Below are 15,203 nucleotides of genomic sequence, written 5' to 3'. Positions count from 1 at the left end.
GAACAGGTCGCCGACCACGCCGTAGTCGACCAGGTCGAAGATCGGGGCCTCGGGGTCCTTGTTGACCGCCACGATGGTCTTGGAGGTCTGCATGCCGGCCCGGTGCTGGATCGCGCCGGAGATGCCGTTGGCGAGGTACAGCTGCGGCGAGACGGACTTGCCGGTCTGGCCGACCTGCTGGGTGTGCGGGTACCAGCCGGCGTCGACCGCGGCCCGCGAGGCACCCACGGCCGCGCCGAGCGAGTCGGCGAGCGCCTCGATGAGCGCGAAGTTCTCCGCGCCGCCCACGCCCCGGCCGCCGGAGACCACGATCGCGGCCTCGGTCAGCTCCGGACGCCCGGTCGACTCCCGGGCGGTGCGGCCGGTGATCCTCGTGCCGGTGGCCTGCGCCGAGAACGTGACGTTCAGGGCCTCGACGCTGCCGGCGGCCGGAGCGGCCTCCACGGCGGCGCTGTTGGGCTTGACCGTGATGACCGGGGTGCCCCGGGTGACCCGGGAGCGGGTGGTGAACGAGGCGGCGAACACCGACTGGGTGGCCACCGGGCCCGCCTCGGACGCCTCCAGGTCGACGGCGTCGGTGATGAGGCCGGAACCGAGGCGCAGCGCCAGCCGGGCGGCGATCTCCTTGCCCTCGGTGGAGGAGGAGACCAGCACGGCCGCCGGGGAGACCTGCTCGACGGCGGCCTGCAGGGCGTCCACCTTCGGCACCACCAGGTACTCGCCGTACTCGGCGGCCTCGTGGGTCAGCACCCGCACCGCACCGTGCTCGGCGAGCACAGCGGCGGTATCGGCGGCACCGGCCCCGAGGGCGACGGCGACCGGCTCGCCCAGGCGGCGGGCCAGGGTCAGCAGCTCCAGGGTGGGCTTGCGGACGGCGCCGCCTGCGTGGTCGACGTAGACGAGGACTTCAGCCATGGGACTTCTTCTCTCCTGCGTGCGAAGGATGCGGGACGGGTCGGCGAACGGCGCCTTTAGATGAACTTCTGGCTCGCGAGGAACTCGGCGAGCTGCCGGCCGCCCTCGCCCTCGTCGGTGACGATCGTGCCCGCACTGCGGGCCGGACGCTCCGCGGCCGCCTCGACCTTCGTCCAGGCGTTCGCCAGGCCGACCTCGCCGGCGTCGAGGTCCAGGTCGGACAGGTCCCAGGAGACAACCGGCTTCTTCTTGGCCGCCATGATGCCCTTGAAGGACGGGTAGCGGGCCTCACCCGACTGGTCGGTCACCGACACCACGGCCGGCAGGGCGGCCTGCAGCTGCTCGGAGGCGGCGTCGCCGTCGCGGCGGCCCCTCACGGTGCCGTCCTGGACCGCCACCTCGGACAGCAGCGTGACCTGCGGCACGCCCAGCCGCTCGGCCAGCAGGGCGGGCACCACGCCCATGGCGCCGTCGGTGGAGGCCATGCCGGAGATCACCAGGTCGTAGCCGGCCTTCTCGATCGCCTTGGCCAGCACCAGCGAGGTGCCGATGGCGTCGGTGCCGTGCAGGTCGTCGTCCTCGACGTGGATGGCCTTGTCGGCGCCCATGGACAGCGCCTTGCGCAGCGCGTCCTTGGCGTCCTCCGGGCCCACCGTCAGGACCGTGACCTCGGCGTCGTCGGCGTTCTCGGCGATCTGCAGGGCCTGTTCGACCGCGTACTCGTCCAGCTCGGAGAGCAGACCGTCCACGTCGTCCCGGTCCACGGTCAGGTCATCGGCGAAGTGCCGGTCGCCGGTGGCGTCGGGCACGTACTTCACGGTGACAACGATCCTCAAGCTCACGACCTGTCTCCTCCTTGTTGCGAATGTCCGTTCACCCGGACCACGACCCGCCCACGGACCCGGCCTTCCAATAAGTTCGGGAACTGGTCCGGTAGTTGGCGGAAGTCGATGGTGTGGGCGATCAGGTCGAGGTGGCCCGGGCGCAGGTCTGTGGCCATGCGCTGCCACAGCTGTCGGCGCAGCTCCTCCTCGTGGAAGTACCCGGTGTTGATGCCGTGCAGGCTGATGCCGCGCAGGATGAACGGCAGTGCAGAGCTGTTGAGTTGATGGCCGCCCGCGTTGCCGAAGGCGGCGATCGCGCCGTGCCGCCGGGTGGTTCGGATCAGCCAGGACAGGGTGTCGCCGCCGACCGCGTCCACGGCTCCCGCCCAACGGGCGCTTTCCAGTGGCCCGTGCGCCGTGCCCGGGTCCGGTCGGCCCGCGACCTCGGCGGCTCCCAGGTGACGCAGGTAGTCGTGAGCGTCGGCCTTTCCCGTGATCGCAGTGACCTCGTAGCCACGGGCGGTGAGCGTGCTCACCGCCAGGCTGCCGGCGCCGCCGCTCGCGCCGGTCACCGCCACCGGGCCTTGCCCGGGGCGAAGACCGGACCGTTCCAGTTGATGGATCGCCAGGGCAACGGTCAGCCCTGCGGTGCCGAGTGCCATGGACTCCCACGCGCTCATGCCGGTCGGCAACGGGACAGCCCAGTCCGCCGATACGCGGACCCACTCGCTGTAGCCGCCGTCGTACTCCTCGCCGAGCGCGAAACCGGTGACCACGATCTGGTCGCCCGCGCGGAAGCGCGGGTCGGCCGATTCCGCGACCTCGCCGGCGAGGTCGATCCCGCCGATCAGCGGAAAGCTGCGCACGACCTTCCCGGCCCCGGTCGCAGCGAGCGCGTCCTTGTAGTTGACGCTCGAGTACGAGGTGCGGATCAGCAGCTCGCCGGCGCCGATGTCCGCGATCGGGACGTGCGCCCATTCCCCCCGCACCTGGCCTCCCTCGCGGGTGATCTGGTAGGCCAGGCTGGTGTCGTCGCCCATTGTGGTATCCCTCCGGTCAGCGGAACGCGGCGTGGCCGGTCAGGGCCTGGCCGATGACGAGCTGGTGCACCTCGGAGGTGCCCTCGTAGGTGAGCACGGATTCGAGGTTGTTGGCGTGCCGCAGTACCGGGTACTCCAGGGTGATGCCGTTGGCCGCCAGGATGGTGCGGCACTCGCGGGCGATGGCGATCGCCTCGCGGACGTTGTTGAGCTTGCCCAGGCTGATCTGCTCGGGCTTCAGCCAGCCGCTGTCCTTGAGCCGGCCGAGCTGTACCGCCAGCAGCATGCCCTTGCCCAACTCCATTGCCATATTGGCGAGTTTGGCCTGGGTGAGCTGGTAGGAGGCGAGCGGCCTGTCGAAGATCTCACGGTCGCGGGCGTAGGAGATGGCCGTCTCCAAGCAGTCACGGGCGGCGCCGAGAGCACCGAAGACGATGCCGAAGCGGGCCTCGTTGAGGCAGCTGAGCGGTCCGGACAGGCCACGGACGCCGGGCAGGACTGCGTCGGCGGGCAGGCGCACGCCATCGAGGACGAGTTCGCTGGTGACCGAGGCCCGCAACGAGAGCTTGTGCTTGATCTCCGGGGCGGAGAAGCCCGGGGTGTCGGTAGGGACGACGAAGCCACGGATGCCGTCGTCGGTCTGCGCCCAGACCACCGCGATGTCGGCGACGGAGCCGTTGGTGATCCACATCTTGGTGCCGTCGAGTACCCAGTCGCCTCCCTCGCGGCGGGCCCGGGTCCGCATACCGGCCGGGTTGGAGCCGAAGTCGGGCTCGGTGAGGCCGAAGCAGCCGATCGCCTCGCCGGCGGCCATGCGGGGCAGCCACTCGGCCTTCTGCTCCTCGCTGCCGTGTTTCCAGATCGCGAACATCGCCAGCGAGCCCTGCACGGACACCAGCGAGCGCAACCCGGAGTCGCCGGCCTCCAACTCGAGGCAGGCCAGCCCGTAGGCGGTGGCGGTGGTGCCGGCGCAGCCGTAGCCGTCCAGGTGCATGCCGAGCACGCCGAGGGAGCCGAGCTCCTTGGCCAGGTCACGGGTGGGGATGGTGCCGTCGGAGAACCAGTCGGGGATGTGCGGTCTGATCCGGTCCTCGACGAAGCGCCGGACGGTGTCGCGGATGGCGAGGTCCTCCTCGCTGAGCAGGGTGTCGATGCCGAACAGGGTGAGCGGGGCCTGCGGGGCCCGAGGATCAGCGGTAGCCACGGTGGGGTTCCTTCCGGACAGGGCGGCCTGGAGATGGCGCGTCAGATGAAGGCGCTGACGCCGGTTTCGGCACGGCCGATGAGGAGCTTCTGGATCTGGCTGGTGCCTTCGTAGAGGGTCATCACCCGGGCGTCGCGCATGTACTTCTGCACCGGGTACTCGTCCACGTAGCCGTAGCCGCCGAACGCCTGGATGGCCGCGTTCGCCGCGCGTACGGCGGCCTCGCTGGCGAAGTACTTGGCCTTGGACGCGGCCACTCCGAACGGCTCGCCCCGCTCGATCAGGTCGGCGGCCCGCCACACCAGCAGCCGCGCGGCGTCTGCCTCGACGGAGATGTCGGCGATCATGTCCTGGATCAGCTGGAAGGAGGCCAGCGGCCGGCCGAACTGCTGCCGCTCGCGCGAGTACTGGACGACGGCTTCCAGGCAGCCCTGGATGATCCCGACGCAGCCGGCGCCGACCGAGATGCGGCCCTTGTCCAGCGAGTGCATGGCGATGGTGAAGCCCTCGCCCTCCGCGCCGAGGCGCGCGGAGGCGGGCACGCGCACGTCGGTGAGGAAGATCTCGGCGGTGGCCTGGCCGCGCAGCCCCAGCTTGCCCTTGATCTCGCGACGTTCGAAGCCGGGGGTGCTGGTGGGGACCAGGAACGCGGAGACGCCCTTGGGACCGGGGCCTCCGGTGCGGGCGAAGACCAGGCAGACGTCGGCCCAGGTGCCGTTGGTGATGAAGATCTTCTGGCCATTGAGCACGTAGTCGCCGTCGTCGCGCACCGCCCGGGTGGCCAGGTTGGCGGCGTCGGAGCCGGTGCCGGGCTCGGTCAGTCCGAAGCAGCCGAGCAGCTCGCCGGTGGCGATGCCGGGCAGCCAGTACTGCTTCTGCTCCTCGGTGCCGTGGGACAGGATCACCTTGCCGACCAGGCCCATGGACACCGAGACGATGCCGCGCACCGCGGAGTCGGCGCGGCCCAGCTCCTCCATGCCCAGGCAGTAGGTGATGTAGTCGCCGCCCAGGCCGCCGTACTCCTCGGGGATGGTGAGGCCGAAGAAGCCGATCTCGCCCAGTTTGGGGATGATCGAGGTGTCCACCTGTTCGGCCCGGTCCCAGGCCGCGCGGTAGGGCGCGACCTCCTTGTCGAGGAACTCGCGCGCGAGCGTCTGGAAGTTCCTCTGGTCGTCGTTCAGCGCGAGGTCCATGGCGTTCCTTCAATCTTGTTGCCGTGCCGGCCGTACGTGTACCAGCCCTTGCCGGTCTTCCTGCCGAGCTCGCCGCGTTCGACGAGTTGGGTGACACTGCGGCTGGGCAGGTCCCGCGGGTCGCCGCTCTCGTCGTAGCGCGCCATCTTGGTGTGGTAGCCGATGTCGATGCCGGTGAGGTCCATCAGCTCGAACGGCCCCATGGGGTAGCCAAGTGCGGTGCGGCACACCGTGTCGATCGCCACGACCGAGGCGACGCCGCCCTCCAGAAGGCGGATGGCCTCGTCGCGGACCGCGCCCAGGATCCGGTTGGCGACAAAGCCAGGGATCTCCCTGTCCAGCACGACCGGGAGCTTGCCGAGCCGCTCGGCGAGCGCGACGACCTCCCGGGCCGTCTCGTCCGAGGTCTGCGGGCCGCGCACGATCTCGACACACCGCATGACCCGGACCGGGTTGAAGAAGTGCAGGTTGCACACCTGCTCCGGCCTGCGGGTGGCGTCGGCGATCCGGGAGGGCACGAAGCCCGAGGAGTTGCTGGTGAGGATCGCGTGCGGCGGGGCGAGCCGGTCCAGCTCGGCGAAGAGCTTCCGCTTGACGTCCAGCCGCTCCACCGCGGCCTCGATGACGAAGTCGGCTTTGGCCGCTGGGCCGGCCAGGTCGGTGCCGAAGGTCAGCCGGGCGAAGGCTGCGTCGCGCTCGGCCTCGCTCATGCGGCCCTTGGCCACGTCGCGGGCGGTCCGCTCCGCCAGCTCAGTGCGGGCCCGGTCCAGAGCTGTCTCGGCGGGGTCGTACACCGCGGTCTCGAAACCGGCCAGCGCGCAGACCATGCCGATCTGGGCGCCCATGGTTCCCGCCCCGGCAACGAGGATCCGCTCGATGCTGGTCATCGGTTACCTCCCCCGGAACGCGGGAGGGCGCTTGGCCAGGAAGGCTTCCGTTCCCTCGCGCTTGTCGTCGCTGGTGTAGAGCAGCGCCTGCGCCAGTCGCTCCACGACCAGTCCGGTGTGCTGTCCCGCGTCCATGCCGGTGCGGATGACCAGCTTGGCCAGGCGCACCGACAGCGGTCCCTTGCGCAGTACCTGGTCTGCTACCCGGCGCGCCTCGTTCAGGAGCGAGGCGGCGGGCACCACGGAGGTGACCAGTCCGATTGCGGACGCCTCGGCGGCATCGACCATCCGGCCGGTGAGGATCATCTCGATCGCCCTTCCGGTGCCCACCAGCCGGGCGAGGCGCTGGGTGCCGCCGGCGCCCGGCAGCACGGAGAGGTTCGTCTCGGGCAGCCCGAACCTGGCGGTGTCCGCGGCGATCCGGATGTCACAGGCCATCGCGAGTTCGCAGCCGCCGCCGAGTGCGTAGCCGTTCACGGCGGCGATCGTCGGCTTCTCGAACGCCTCGATCTCGTCGTAGAGGCGCTGCATGTCCGACTCGAGGGCGGTGTGCAGTGTGTAGTCCTTCAGCTGGGTGATGTCCGCCCCTGCGATGAAGGAGTGGTCCCCGGCGCCGGTGAAGACGACGGCGCCGACGGAGTCGTCGCCGCGCAGCTCCGCGAGCGCCCGACGCAGATCGGCCTGCACCTGCTGGTTGACGGCGTTGCGGACCTCCGGCCGGTTGACGGTGACCACGGAGAGGTGGTCGGCCACGTCGACGCGGACCGTCTCCAGGGCCTGTGTGGTTCCTGCTGCTGTTGTCATCGGTCTCCTCCGTGTCACGCGGCCTCAAGGAGCAGGGAGACGCCCTGCCCCACACCGACGCACATCGTCACGACGCCACGACGGGCCTGTCGGTCCGCGAGCTCGATCGCCGTGGTCAGCGCCAATCGGGCCCCGCTGGCGCCGAGCGGGTGACCCAGGGCGATCGCACCCCCGTTGGGGTTCACGTGCTCAGCGTCGTCGGGCAGTCCCAGGCCCCGCAGCACCGCCAACGCCTGGGCAGCAAATGCCTCGTTGAGCTCGACGAGGTCCACGTCCCCAACCCCGAGGCCGGACCTGTCGAGCAGTTTGCGCGTGGCCGGGTCGGGGCCGATCCCCATCACCCGCGGCTGCACTCCCACCGAAGCCGCACCCGAGATCTGGGCCAACGGTGTGAGCCCGTACCGCTGCACGGCCCGCTCTGAGGCGACCAGGACGGCTACTGCGCCGTCGTTGACACCCGAGGAATTGCCTGCGGTGACGCTGCCGCCCGGAACGATCGGCTTCAGACGCGCGAGTGCTTCGAGCGAGGTCGGGCGCGGGTGCTCGTCCGTCTCGACCGGCAGCGTCTCGCCCCGCCCGGAGAGCACCGGCACCGGCGTGATCTCGCGCGCCAGCCGCCCGCGGGCGAGGGCCGTGGCCGCCCGCTCCTGGGAGCGCAGCGCGAACGCGTCCTGGTCCGCGCGGGAGATGCCGTAGCTGTCGGCGACGGTCTGGGCGGTCTCGGGCATCGAGTCCGTGCCATAGGCGGCTCGCATCCGGGGGTTGACGAACCGCCAGCCGATGGTGGTGTCGTGCACTTCGCCTGTCCGGGACCAGGCGGTGGGCGCCTTGGGCAGGACGAACGGCGCTCGTGTCATGCTCTCCACCCCGCCGGCGACAACCAGGTCCGCCTCACCGGCCCGCACGGCCCGCGCGGCCACGGCTATGGCGTCGAGGCCGGAGGCGCACAGCCGGTTCACGGTGATGCCGGGCACCTCCACGGGCAGGCCCGCGAGCAGCCCCGCCATGCGGGCCACGTTGCGGTTGTCCTCGCCCGCCTGGTTGGCGCATCCCAGGATGATGTCGTCGACGGCTTCCCAGTCGACCGAGCCGTGCTGCTTGACGAGGGCTTGGACGACGTGGGCGGCGAGATCGTCGGTGCGGACCCCTGCGAGAGCACCTCCGTACCGCCCGATCGGGGTACGGGTACCCGCCACCAGGTAGGCCGTGGTCATGCGTCACCCCGGAGGTGGTCGCGGAGCTGGAACTTCTGGATCTTGCCGCTTGGCGTGCGCGGGAACTCCGGGAGCACCACGAGCTTTTCGGGCCAGTACTGACGGGCCACGCCCTTCTCCTTCAGGAACCGCTGCATCTCGTCGAAGGTGAAGTCCTCGGCGCCGGGCTTGAGGACGACACATGCGCAGGCGCGTTCCTGCAGGCGCGGGTCGGGCACGGCGACCAGGGCGACGGCGTCGAGCTTGTCATGCTCGTACAGGACGTTCTCCACGTAGGCGACGGGGATGTTCTCGCCGCCGCGGATGATGACGTCCTTGGTGCGCCCGGAGATGCGCAGGTAACCGTCCGCGTCGATGCGAGCCAGATCGCCGGTGTCGAACCACTCGCCCTGGAAGCTCTCGCGGGTCAGCTCGGGGCGTTCGGCGTAACCGACGAACAGGAATGGGCCGGTCACCTGCAGGCGTCCGTCCTGGTCGGGCGGCAGCTCGGTGCCCGCCTGGTCAACCACGCGGATGCGCATGCCGGGCCAGGGAAAGCCGTCGGTCTCGGTGACCTTCTCCGGCGGGTCGTCGGGGCTGCCGAGGGTGACCAGGGCGTTCTCGCTCTGGCCCCAGCCGCCGAGGACGACCGTGCCGGGCAGGCGACGCGCGGCTTCGCGGACCATAACGCGGGGGATGGGTGCGCCGAAGCAGCAGAAGCGCCGCAGCGGGGACAGGTCGTACCGGTCCAGCCCGGGGGCGGCCAGCACGTCGTGCAGGAAGGGGGTGGCGCCGCAGGTGCAGCTGATCCGGTGCTGCTGGACCAGCTGCGCGAAGCGGTCCGGATCCCACACGTCCTGCAGCACGGCGGTGGCGCCGTTCTGCACCGGCAGCCGCGCCCCGTACAGGAACCCGGTCAGGTGGGCGAGGGTGGAGGCCATGTGGAAGACGCTGTCCGCGCCCAGCCCGAGCCGCGCCGGTAGCGGGTCGTTGGCGGCGACAAGAGTGTTGTGGGTGTGCATCACGCCCTTGGGCTCGCCGGTGGTCCCCGAGGTGAAGATGAGCAGCGTCACCTCGTTCGCGTCCGGCCGCAGCGCGGCCACGCGCTCGGGCGCGATCGGAGCCGCGGCCAGCAGGTCGGTCCAGGGGAGGTCCCCCTGATCGGGCTTGCCGTCGACGACGACCACGTACTCCAGTCGCGGCCAGTCGGGGCGCAGCCGCTCCACCATCGCCGGGAAGTCGAAGCCGCGGAACTCGCCGGGGACGACGATCACCTTCGACTTGGCCAGGCCGACCATGAACCCGACCTCGCGCTCGCGGTAGATCGGGATGAGGGGGTTGCTGATCGCGCCGATGCGGGTGGCCGCGAGGTGCACGACCACCCACTCGACCCAGTTCGGCAGCTGGAAAGAGACCACGTCGCCGGGGCCGACGCCGAGGCCGAGCAGGCCCTGCGCGCAGCGGTCCACCTCCTCGCGCAACCGACCATAGCTGGTCTGCCGCCGCGGGTCGATGAAGGCGGTCTTGTCGGGGGTGCGGGCGGCTGCTTCGTCGAGGAAGTCGGTGATGATGCGGCCGCGCCAGAAGCCCTGCCGGGTGCATCTCTCGATCCGCTCCGGGGTGAGGGCCGTCTCGAAGGTCATAGTGGGCCTCCGCTCAGCTCATGGTGAGGCCGCCGCTGACGCTGACGGTCTGGCCGGTAATGAAGGCGGATTCGTCGGACGCCAGGAAGGCGACCGCGTTGGCCAGGTCAGCGGGTCGGCCCAGGCGCCGGAAGGGGATGGCGCGGATCAGGGCCTCGCGCAGCTTGGGGTCGTCGCCGCCCATGGAGGCGAACAGCTCGGTGTCGGTGGGGCCGGGGCACACGCAGTTGACGTTGATCTGGTGCCTGGCGGTCTCCCGGGCGAGAGCCTTGGTGAACGCGATCACGCCGCCCTTGGCGGCGGAGTAGACCGCCTCGCCGGAGGAGCCGACCCGGCCGGCGTCCGAGCCGAGGTTCACCACCTTTCCCGACCGGGCCTCGACCATCAACGGCAGCACTGCCTTACAGGTGTTCAGCACGCCGTAGAGGTTGATCTGCAGGACCCGGTCCCAGTCGGCCGGGTCCGAGTCGACGAACGCGGCGGCCTTGTCCCAGCCCGCATTGTTGACCAGCACGTCCACCCGGCCGAAGCGGCGGGCCACCTCCACGACCATGGCGCCGACCGACTCGCGGTCGGTGACGTCGGTGCGGATGCCCACCGCGCCGTTGCCGAGCAAGTCGGCGGTCTCCTTGGCCGCCGCCTCGTCGATGTCGGTGACCACGACCGTCGCGCCACGCCTGGCGAGCTCCTGCGCGATCGCCCGGCCGATGCCCCGGCCGGCGCCGGTCACCACGGCGATCCTGCTGTCGAGACTTCCCATGGTCCGTTCCCTTCGAGTGATCGCTACGGCGCGAAGGCGCGGCCGAGCAGGTTGCGGGCGATGACGAGCTTGGAGACCTGCGCCGTCCCGTCCCCGATCTCCAGACCGATGACGTCGCGCAGCCGCTGGCCGAGTGGGCTCTCGGCGGAGTAGCCCAGGTGCCCGAAGGTGAGCAGGCACTGATGGATGACCTCGGTGGACAGCTTCGGCGCCCAGAACTTGGCCATCGCCGCCTCCGTGCTGTGCTCCAGGCCACGGTCCTTGCGCCACAGCGCCTCGTAGCACACGTGCCGCGCGCCGCGCAGATAGGTGGCGTAGGCAGCCAGCGGGAAGGACACCCCCTGGAACGTCCCGATGGGCCGGCCGAACGCCTCCCTGTCCCTGGCCCACTGCAGGGCCTCCTCCAGCGAGACCTGCGCCGCGCCGAGACAGGCCAGGCCGATGATGGCGCGGGAGTAGTCGAAGCCCTGCATCACCGAGACGAATCCGCCGCCCTCCGCGCCGACCAGTTGGTCGCGGGACACCGGCAGGCCGTCGAAGTGCAGCGAGGCGCGGCCGATGGCGCGGCTGCCGAGGTCGTCGAAGGCGGAACGGGCGATGAAGCGGTCGTCCAGGTCCACGTAGAAGGCACTGACTCCGCGCGCGCCGCTGCCGCCGGTGCGAGCCAGCACCAGGCCGGTGTGGGCGTCCATACCCAGAGTGATCGACGTCTTCTCGCCGACCAGGCGCCAGCCGTCCCCGTCCGGCTCGGCCCGCACCTCCAGGCGCGCCGCGTCGGTGCCGTGCCCCGGCTCGGTGACGCACAGCGAGGGGATCACCTCGCCTGCGGCGATCGGCGGCAGCCAGCGCTGCTGCTGCGCCTCGGTGGCGTTGCGCACCAGGATGTCGCTGATCAGCGCGGTGTTGATGATGAGGTAGCCGGCGTTGAAGTCGGCCCGGCCCACCTCCTCGGCCGCCAGCCCGGCAACCACCGCGCTGGCCTGCTGGCCGCCGTGCTGCTCCGGCACCCGCAGGCCGGTCAGGCCCATGGACGCCATCTCCGCGGCCAGCGTCGGACGCAGCTTCGCGGCCCGGTCGTCGGCCTGGTAGTGCGGAGCGAGCACCCTGGCCGCGAAGCGGCGCAGCTCCTGGCGGTAGGACTCCTCGTCCTCGTCGAACCGGAAATCCACGGCCCGGCTCCCTTCTCAGTAGTGCGCTGCGGTCTAGTGCCAGTTGACGTGGCGGTTGAAGTCGGGGGTGCGCTTCTCGGCGAAGGCCGCCGCGCCCTCCAGGCCCTCAGGGGAGGCGGTGAACAGGTCGAGCGCGGACATGGCCAGGTTGCTCAGGCCCGCCTGGTGGTCGGTGTCGGCGTTGAAGGACTGCTTGAGGAAGCGCAGCGCGGTCGGGCTCTTCGCCGCGATCTCGGCGGCCCACTCCTTGGCCTCCTTGAGCAGCTGGTCGGCCGGGACCACCTTGTTCACCAGCCCCCAGCGCTCCGCCGTGGCCGCGTCGTACAGCCGGCACAGGTACCAGATCTCGCGGGCCCGCTTCTCGCCCACCACCCGGGCCAGATAGGCCGAGCCGAAACCGGCGTCGAAGGACCCGACCTTGGGTCCGGCCTGGCCGAATCGGGCGGTCTCGGCGGCGATGGTGAGATCGCACAGCACGTGCAGCACGTGTCCACCGCCGACGGCGATGCCGTTGACCGCCGCGATCACCGGCTTGGGGATGTCCCGGATCAGCTTGTGCAGATTGCCGATCTCGAACATGCCGCTCTCGGTCGGTCCGTAGTCTCCGGTCTCCGCACGCTGCTTGACGTCGCCGCCAGTGCAGAACGCCTTGTCCCCCGCCCCTGTGAGGATGACGGCCTGGACCTGCCGGTCGGCCCAGGCGGCGCGGAAGGCCCTGATCAGCTCCTCGACGGTGCGGCCGCGGAAGGCGTTGTAGCGCTCCGACCGGTTGATCGTGACGACCGCGGCCGGTCCGGCGATCTCGTACCGGATGTCCTCGTAGGTCTGCGGTGCCATCACTCGCTCCTTCGCTGAGGCGTGGGCGGCAGCCGGATATCCGGGCCTCGGCCGGTCCGGCACCCGCTGGACGTTGACCACGATGACGAAATTTGACCTTGGAGTCAACAGTTGACTCTAAGGTCAGAGAAGTACTATGGAGTCAGGCGCAACCGGGCCCGGGCGCCGGAGACAGGCGAGCATGAAGAGGCGGACACGGGTGACTAGGCAGCAAGCCCTAGAGGGAGAGGCCGCTCCGACCGCGCCGAGCCGCGTGGAGCGCAAGCGCGGCAGGCGCATCCAGGAGATCGTGTCGGTGGCGGCGGAGCTGTTCGGCGAGCGAGGCTACGACGGGGTCAGCCTGGAGGACGTCGCCGAACGCCTGGACGTCACCAAGGGCTCGCTGTACTACTACTTCAAAGGCAAGGACGAGCTGGCCACGGCTGCGATCGAGACCCTGGGCAATACCTGGACCTCACGTCTCGAGCAGCTCCCGCAGGCCCAGGACGACCTCCCGTCCGAGCGCCTACGCGCACTGATCCACGAACACATCACCATCGCCGTACGCGACTACCCCGCCGCCCTGCGCCTGTTCCTCGCCCCCCGGCAGTGGCCCGACGCCCAGCGGGCCCGGATCAAGCAGCTGCGCCAGCAGCACGACCGGATCTTCCGCACCGCCATCGAAGCAGGTCTGGCCACCGGCGATTTCACCGTCACCAGCGTGGACACCGCGCTGCAGTGCATGCACGCCGCGATGTCCCAGGCGCCACTGTGGTGCGCCGACCTCACCGGCCGCGCCCGCGACCACGCCATCGACGAACTCACCGACACCTTGATGATGCTCGTCGGCCAAGCACCGTCCGAGCAGCCGCGCCCGTAGTGCCCGTAGTGCTCCAAAACGGGTTCACTGCAGCTGACCTGGGGCAACGCGCCGAGAAAGCAGTCGGGCATGATCGGTCGTCGTGCTCGTACGAATGACCTACTTGCTCGCTACGCGGATCTTCGCGTGGCTTGCTCTGCCGTGCCGGTCAACCGCGGCGAAGAACGCCGAGATACTGATCTTGCGGCATGAAGTGGCGGTGCTGCGCCGAAAGGTCAACGCGCCGAAGCCCACGTGGCCAGGCCGGTCGTTGCTGGCCGCGCCGGCCCGGCTGCTGTCCCAGAGGCTGCGTGGCCACCGGATCGTCTCCCCGCGCACCGTGCCCTGTACTACTTCCGAAACTCGGTCACCAGGTCTCGCCTGGTGGTTCACGCTGCGGCTTCGTACGCGTTGATCAGCCCACCGAGAACGGGTATCCGGCGGGTCCGCCCCGCCCGGACCGGGAACGGGATCACGTTCGGGTCGTCGTCGGGGGCGCGCAGGCTCAGTCCGGCGCCTTGATGGCTGCGCCCGCCGTTGCAGTGAGCGAGGTAGTGGTCAAGGACCGTGCGCAGGCGGCGCTCGCCGCCGATGAGCAGCCGGTCGGTGCACTCGGCGCGGACGGTGCGCACGAACCGCTCGGCGATCGCATTCGTCCGCGGCGCTTGGGGAGCCGTGAGCAGCACGTCGATCCCGCTCGCGGCGAGTACGGCGTCGAAGGCCGCGGGGAACGTGGCGTCACGGTCCCGGATCAGACGGCGGAACCGGTGCCGGGTCTGCCCGGGATCGGCGGTGAAGTCCCGGGCCGGCTGCGTGGCCCAGGCGCCGGTCGGGTACCGCATCACGCCCAGCAGGTGGACCCGGCGGGTGCGGTGCTCGATGACGAACGCCACGTACAGCCGAGTCAGGAAGAGCGCGCAGTCCACGTGGAAGAAGTCCATCACCGGGATCGACTCGGCGTGGGCCTGAAGAAACGTGCGCCACCCATCGTCGCGTGCGGTCGGCGGCGGGACTGTGGGGGCCGATTAATCATCCGCCCTGCTCAGGCGGCATGTTGGTACTCGTGAAGGATTCCGCCGAGTCGGTCTCGTCGGCGGATCTTCAGGTGCGCGATCTGTCCTGGTTCGGTGATCGGTTCGGGTAGCGGACGGAGCGGAGCCGCTTGCCCCAGTGTCCGGTGCGGGCGATGCTCGTTGTAGAAGGACTCGAACTCGCGCAGCGCGTGGAGTAGATGGCGCTGGTCCCATATGAGGGTGCGGTCCAGCAGTTCGCGGCGGCAGGTCTGTATCCGGCGCTCTACGATCGAGTTCATCCGCGGTATCCGGATGCCGCTGGTGACGACCTCCAGGCCGGCGTCGGTCAGCACGGCGTCGAGGGCCTGCGTGAACCTCGAGTCGCGGTCGCGGATCAGGAATCTGGCCCTGCTGCCCGCGTCCTCCAGGTCCATGACGAGATTGCGTCCGAGCTGCACCATCCAGTCCGCGGTGGGGTGCGCGGTGGCGCCCAGGATCCTGATCCGCCTGGTGGCGTGTTCGATGACCGCGAAGACATACAGGCGAGCCCCGGTGAGCGTGCGGGCCTCGAACAGATCGCACGCCAACAGCGCGGCGGCCTGGCTGCGCAGGAAGTCGGCCCAGGTCGTGTTCTGCCGTTCGGGCGCGGGCGGGATGCCGTGCTCCTTGAGGATCTCCCAGACGGTGGAGGCGGCGGCCTTGATGCCCAGTGCCGCGAGCTCGCCGTGGATGCGGCGGTAGCCCCAGGAACTGTTTTCGCGGGCCAGGCGCAGGACCAGGGCGCGGATCGACCGGACGGGGGGTGGGCGTCCGCGCCGCTTCGGCAGGCAGGTGGCGGCATGTCGTTGCTTGAGCAGGTTGCGGTGCCACCGCATGATCGTGT

The 15,203-nt window shown here is 70.4% G+C and carries 15 protein-coding genes; 1 reads left to right on the top strand and 14 read right to left on the bottom strand.

Features of this window, described 5'->3' with window-relative positions:
- From C1I97_RS15350 to C1I97_RS15295, 12 genes are all read right to left on the bottom strand, one after another.
- Positions 1 to 915, bottom strand: a 915-nt coding sequence (locus C1I97_RS15350; RefSeq protein WP_111003779.1) for an electron transfer flavoprotein subunit alpha/FixB family protein, incomplete at its 3' end; no start/stop codon positions are given.
- A gap of 56 nt (positions 916 to 971) precedes the next feature.
- On the bottom strand, positions 972 to 1,757 hold the full coding sequence (locus C1I97_RS15345; protein ID WP_111003778.1) for an electron transfer flavoprotein subunit beta/FixA family protein: 786 nt from the start codon (positions 1,755 to 1,757) through the stop codon (positions 972 to 974).
- Positions 1,754 to 2,779: an acrylyl-CoA reductase family protein gene (locus tag C1I97_RS15340; RefSeq protein ID WP_111003777.1), complete on the bottom strand. Its 1,026-nt coding sequence runs from the start codon at positions 2,777 to 2,779 to the stop codon at positions 1,754 to 1,756. The genes C1I97_RS15345 and C1I97_RS15340 overlap by 4 nt, the downstream gene beginning before the upstream one ends.
- Before the next feature lie 16 nt (positions 2,780 to 2,795).
- On the bottom strand, positions 2,796 to 3,983 hold the full coding sequence (locus tag C1I97_RS15335; protein WP_111003776.1) for an acyl-CoA dehydrogenase family protein: 1,188 nt from the start codon (positions 3,981 to 3,983) through the stop codon (positions 2,796 to 2,798).
- A 41-nt stretch (positions 3,984 to 4,024) separates the two neighbouring features.
- Positions 4,025 to 5,176: an acyl-CoA dehydrogenase family protein gene (locus tag C1I97_RS15330; RefSeq protein WP_111003775.1), complete on the bottom strand. Its 1,152-nt coding sequence runs from the start codon at positions 5,174 to 5,176 to the stop codon at positions 4,025 to 4,027.
- On the bottom strand, positions 5,161 to 6,063 hold the full coding sequence (locus C1I97_RS15325) for a 3-hydroxyacyl-CoA dehydrogenase family protein (RefSeq protein ID WP_111003774.1): 903 nt from the start codon (positions 6,061 to 6,063) through the stop codon (positions 5,161 to 5,163). The genes C1I97_RS15330 and C1I97_RS15325 overlap by 16 nt, the downstream gene beginning before the upstream one ends.
- A 3-nt stretch (positions 6,064 to 6,066) precedes the next feature.
- Positions 6,067 to 6,867 carry an enoyl-CoA hydratase/isomerase family protein gene (locus tag C1I97_RS15320; RefSeq protein WP_111003773.1) on the bottom strand — a complete coding sequence of 267 codons (801 nt, stop codon included), beginning with the start codon at positions 6,865 to 6,867 and terminating at the stop codon, positions 6,067 to 6,069.
- A gap of 14 nt (positions 6,868 to 6,881) precedes the next feature.
- Positions 6,882 to 8,081, bottom strand: a complete 1,200-nt coding sequence (gene pcaF / locus C1I97_RS15315; protein ID WP_111003772.1) for a 3-oxoadipyl-CoA thiolase — start codon at positions 8,079 to 8,081, stop codon at positions 6,882 to 6,884.
- Positions 8,078 to 9,703 carry an AMP-binding protein gene (locus C1I97_RS15310; RefSeq protein WP_111003771.1) on the bottom strand — a complete coding sequence of 542 codons (1,626 nt, stop codon included), beginning with the start codon at positions 9,701 to 9,703 and terminating at the stop codon, positions 8,078 to 8,080. The genes pcaF and C1I97_RS15310 overlap by 4 nt, the downstream gene beginning before the upstream one ends.
- A gap of 13 nt (positions 9,704 to 9,716) precedes the next feature.
- On the bottom strand, positions 9,717 to 10,463 hold the full coding sequence (locus C1I97_RS15305; RefSeq protein WP_111003770.1) for an SDR family NAD(P)-dependent oxidoreductase: 747 nt from the start codon (positions 10,461 to 10,463) through the stop codon (positions 9,717 to 9,719).
- A gap of 23 nt (positions 10,464 to 10,486) precedes the next feature.
- Positions 10,487 to 11,632, bottom strand: coding sequence for an acyl-CoA dehydrogenase family protein (locus tag C1I97_RS15300; protein WP_111003769.1), 1,146 nt, complete (start codon positions 11,630 to 11,632; stop codon positions 10,487 to 10,489).
- Between the two features lie 33 nt (positions 11,633 to 11,665).
- Positions 11,666 to 12,469, bottom strand: a complete 804-nt coding sequence (locus tag C1I97_RS15295) for an enoyl-CoA hydratase-related protein (protein ID WP_111003768.1) — start codon at positions 12,467 to 12,469, stop codon at positions 11,666 to 11,668.
- Between the two features lie 253 nt (positions 12,470 to 12,722).
- Here C1I97_RS15295 and C1I97_RS15290 point away from each other — a divergent pair, with 253 nt between their 5' ends.
- A complete protein-coding gene (locus tag C1I97_RS15290) occupies positions 12,723 to 13,328 on the top strand; it encodes a TetR/AcrR family transcriptional regulator (protein WP_220040830.1) in 606 nt (201 codons plus the stop codon).
- A 368-nt stretch (positions 13,329 to 13,696) separates the two neighbouring features.
- Here C1I97_RS15290 and C1I97_RS15280 read toward each other — a convergent pair whose 3' ends face one another.
- Together C1I97_RS15280 and C1I97_RS15275 are read right to left on the bottom strand one after the other, a co-directional pair.
- Positions 13,697 to 14,248: an integrase core domain-containing protein gene (locus C1I97_RS15280; RefSeq protein WP_111003766.1), complete on the bottom strand. Its 552-nt coding sequence runs from the start codon at positions 14,246 to 14,248 to the stop codon at positions 13,697 to 13,699.
- Positions 14,249 to 14,349: 101 nt separating this feature from the next.
- On the bottom strand, positions 14,350 to 15,203 hold an 854-nt coding region (locus C1I97_RS15275), incomplete at its 5' end, for an integrase core domain-containing protein (protein ID WP_111003765.1).

The sequence above is a fragment of the Streptomyces sp. NTH33 genome (genome assembly GCF_003236365.1).
Lineage (GTDB): Bacteria > Actinomycetota > Actinomycetes > Streptomycetales > Streptomycetaceae > Streptomyces.
Note: the sequence above shows the minus strand (reverse complement) of the source record. Positions and strands in the feature narration are given on the sequence as shown.

Bases quoted from the DNA above. Each gene is read 5' to 3' on its own strand.
- C1I97_RS15280 (WP_111003766.1), bottom strand. From the start codon at position 14,248: ATGGACTTCTTCCACGTGGACTGCGCGCTCTTCCTGACTCGGCTGTAC.
- C1I97_RS15310 (WP_111003771.1), bottom strand. From the start codon at position 9,703: ATGACCTTCGAGACGGCCCTCACCCCGGAGCGGATCGAGAGATGCACC.
- pcaF (WP_111003772.1), bottom strand. From the start codon at position 8,081: ATGACCACGGCCTACCTGGTGGCGGGTACCCGTACCCCGATCGGGCGG.
- C1I97_RS15325 (WP_111003774.1), bottom strand. From the start codon at position 6,063: ATGACCAGCATCGAGCGGATCCTCGTTGCCGGGGCGGGAACCATGGGC.
- C1I97_RS15320 (WP_111003773.1), bottom strand. From the start codon at position 6,867: ATGACAACAGCAGCAGGAACCACACAGGCCCTGGAGACGGTCCGCGTC.
- C1I97_RS15340 (WP_111003777.1), bottom strand. From the start codon at position 2,779: ATGGGCGACGACACCAGCCTGGCCTACCAGATCACCCGCGAGGGAGGC.
- C1I97_RS15330 (WP_111003775.1), bottom strand. From the start codon at position 5,176: ATGGACCTCGCGCTGAACGACGACCAGAGGAACTTCCAGACGCTCGCG.
- C1I97_RS15295 (WP_111003768.1), bottom strand. From the start codon at position 12,469: ATGGCACCGCAGACCTACGAGGACATCCGGTACGAGATCGCCGGACCG.
- C1I97_RS15305 (WP_111003770.1), bottom strand. From the start codon at position 10,463: ATGGGAAGTCTCGACAGCAGGATCGCCGTGGTGACCGGCGCCGGCCGG.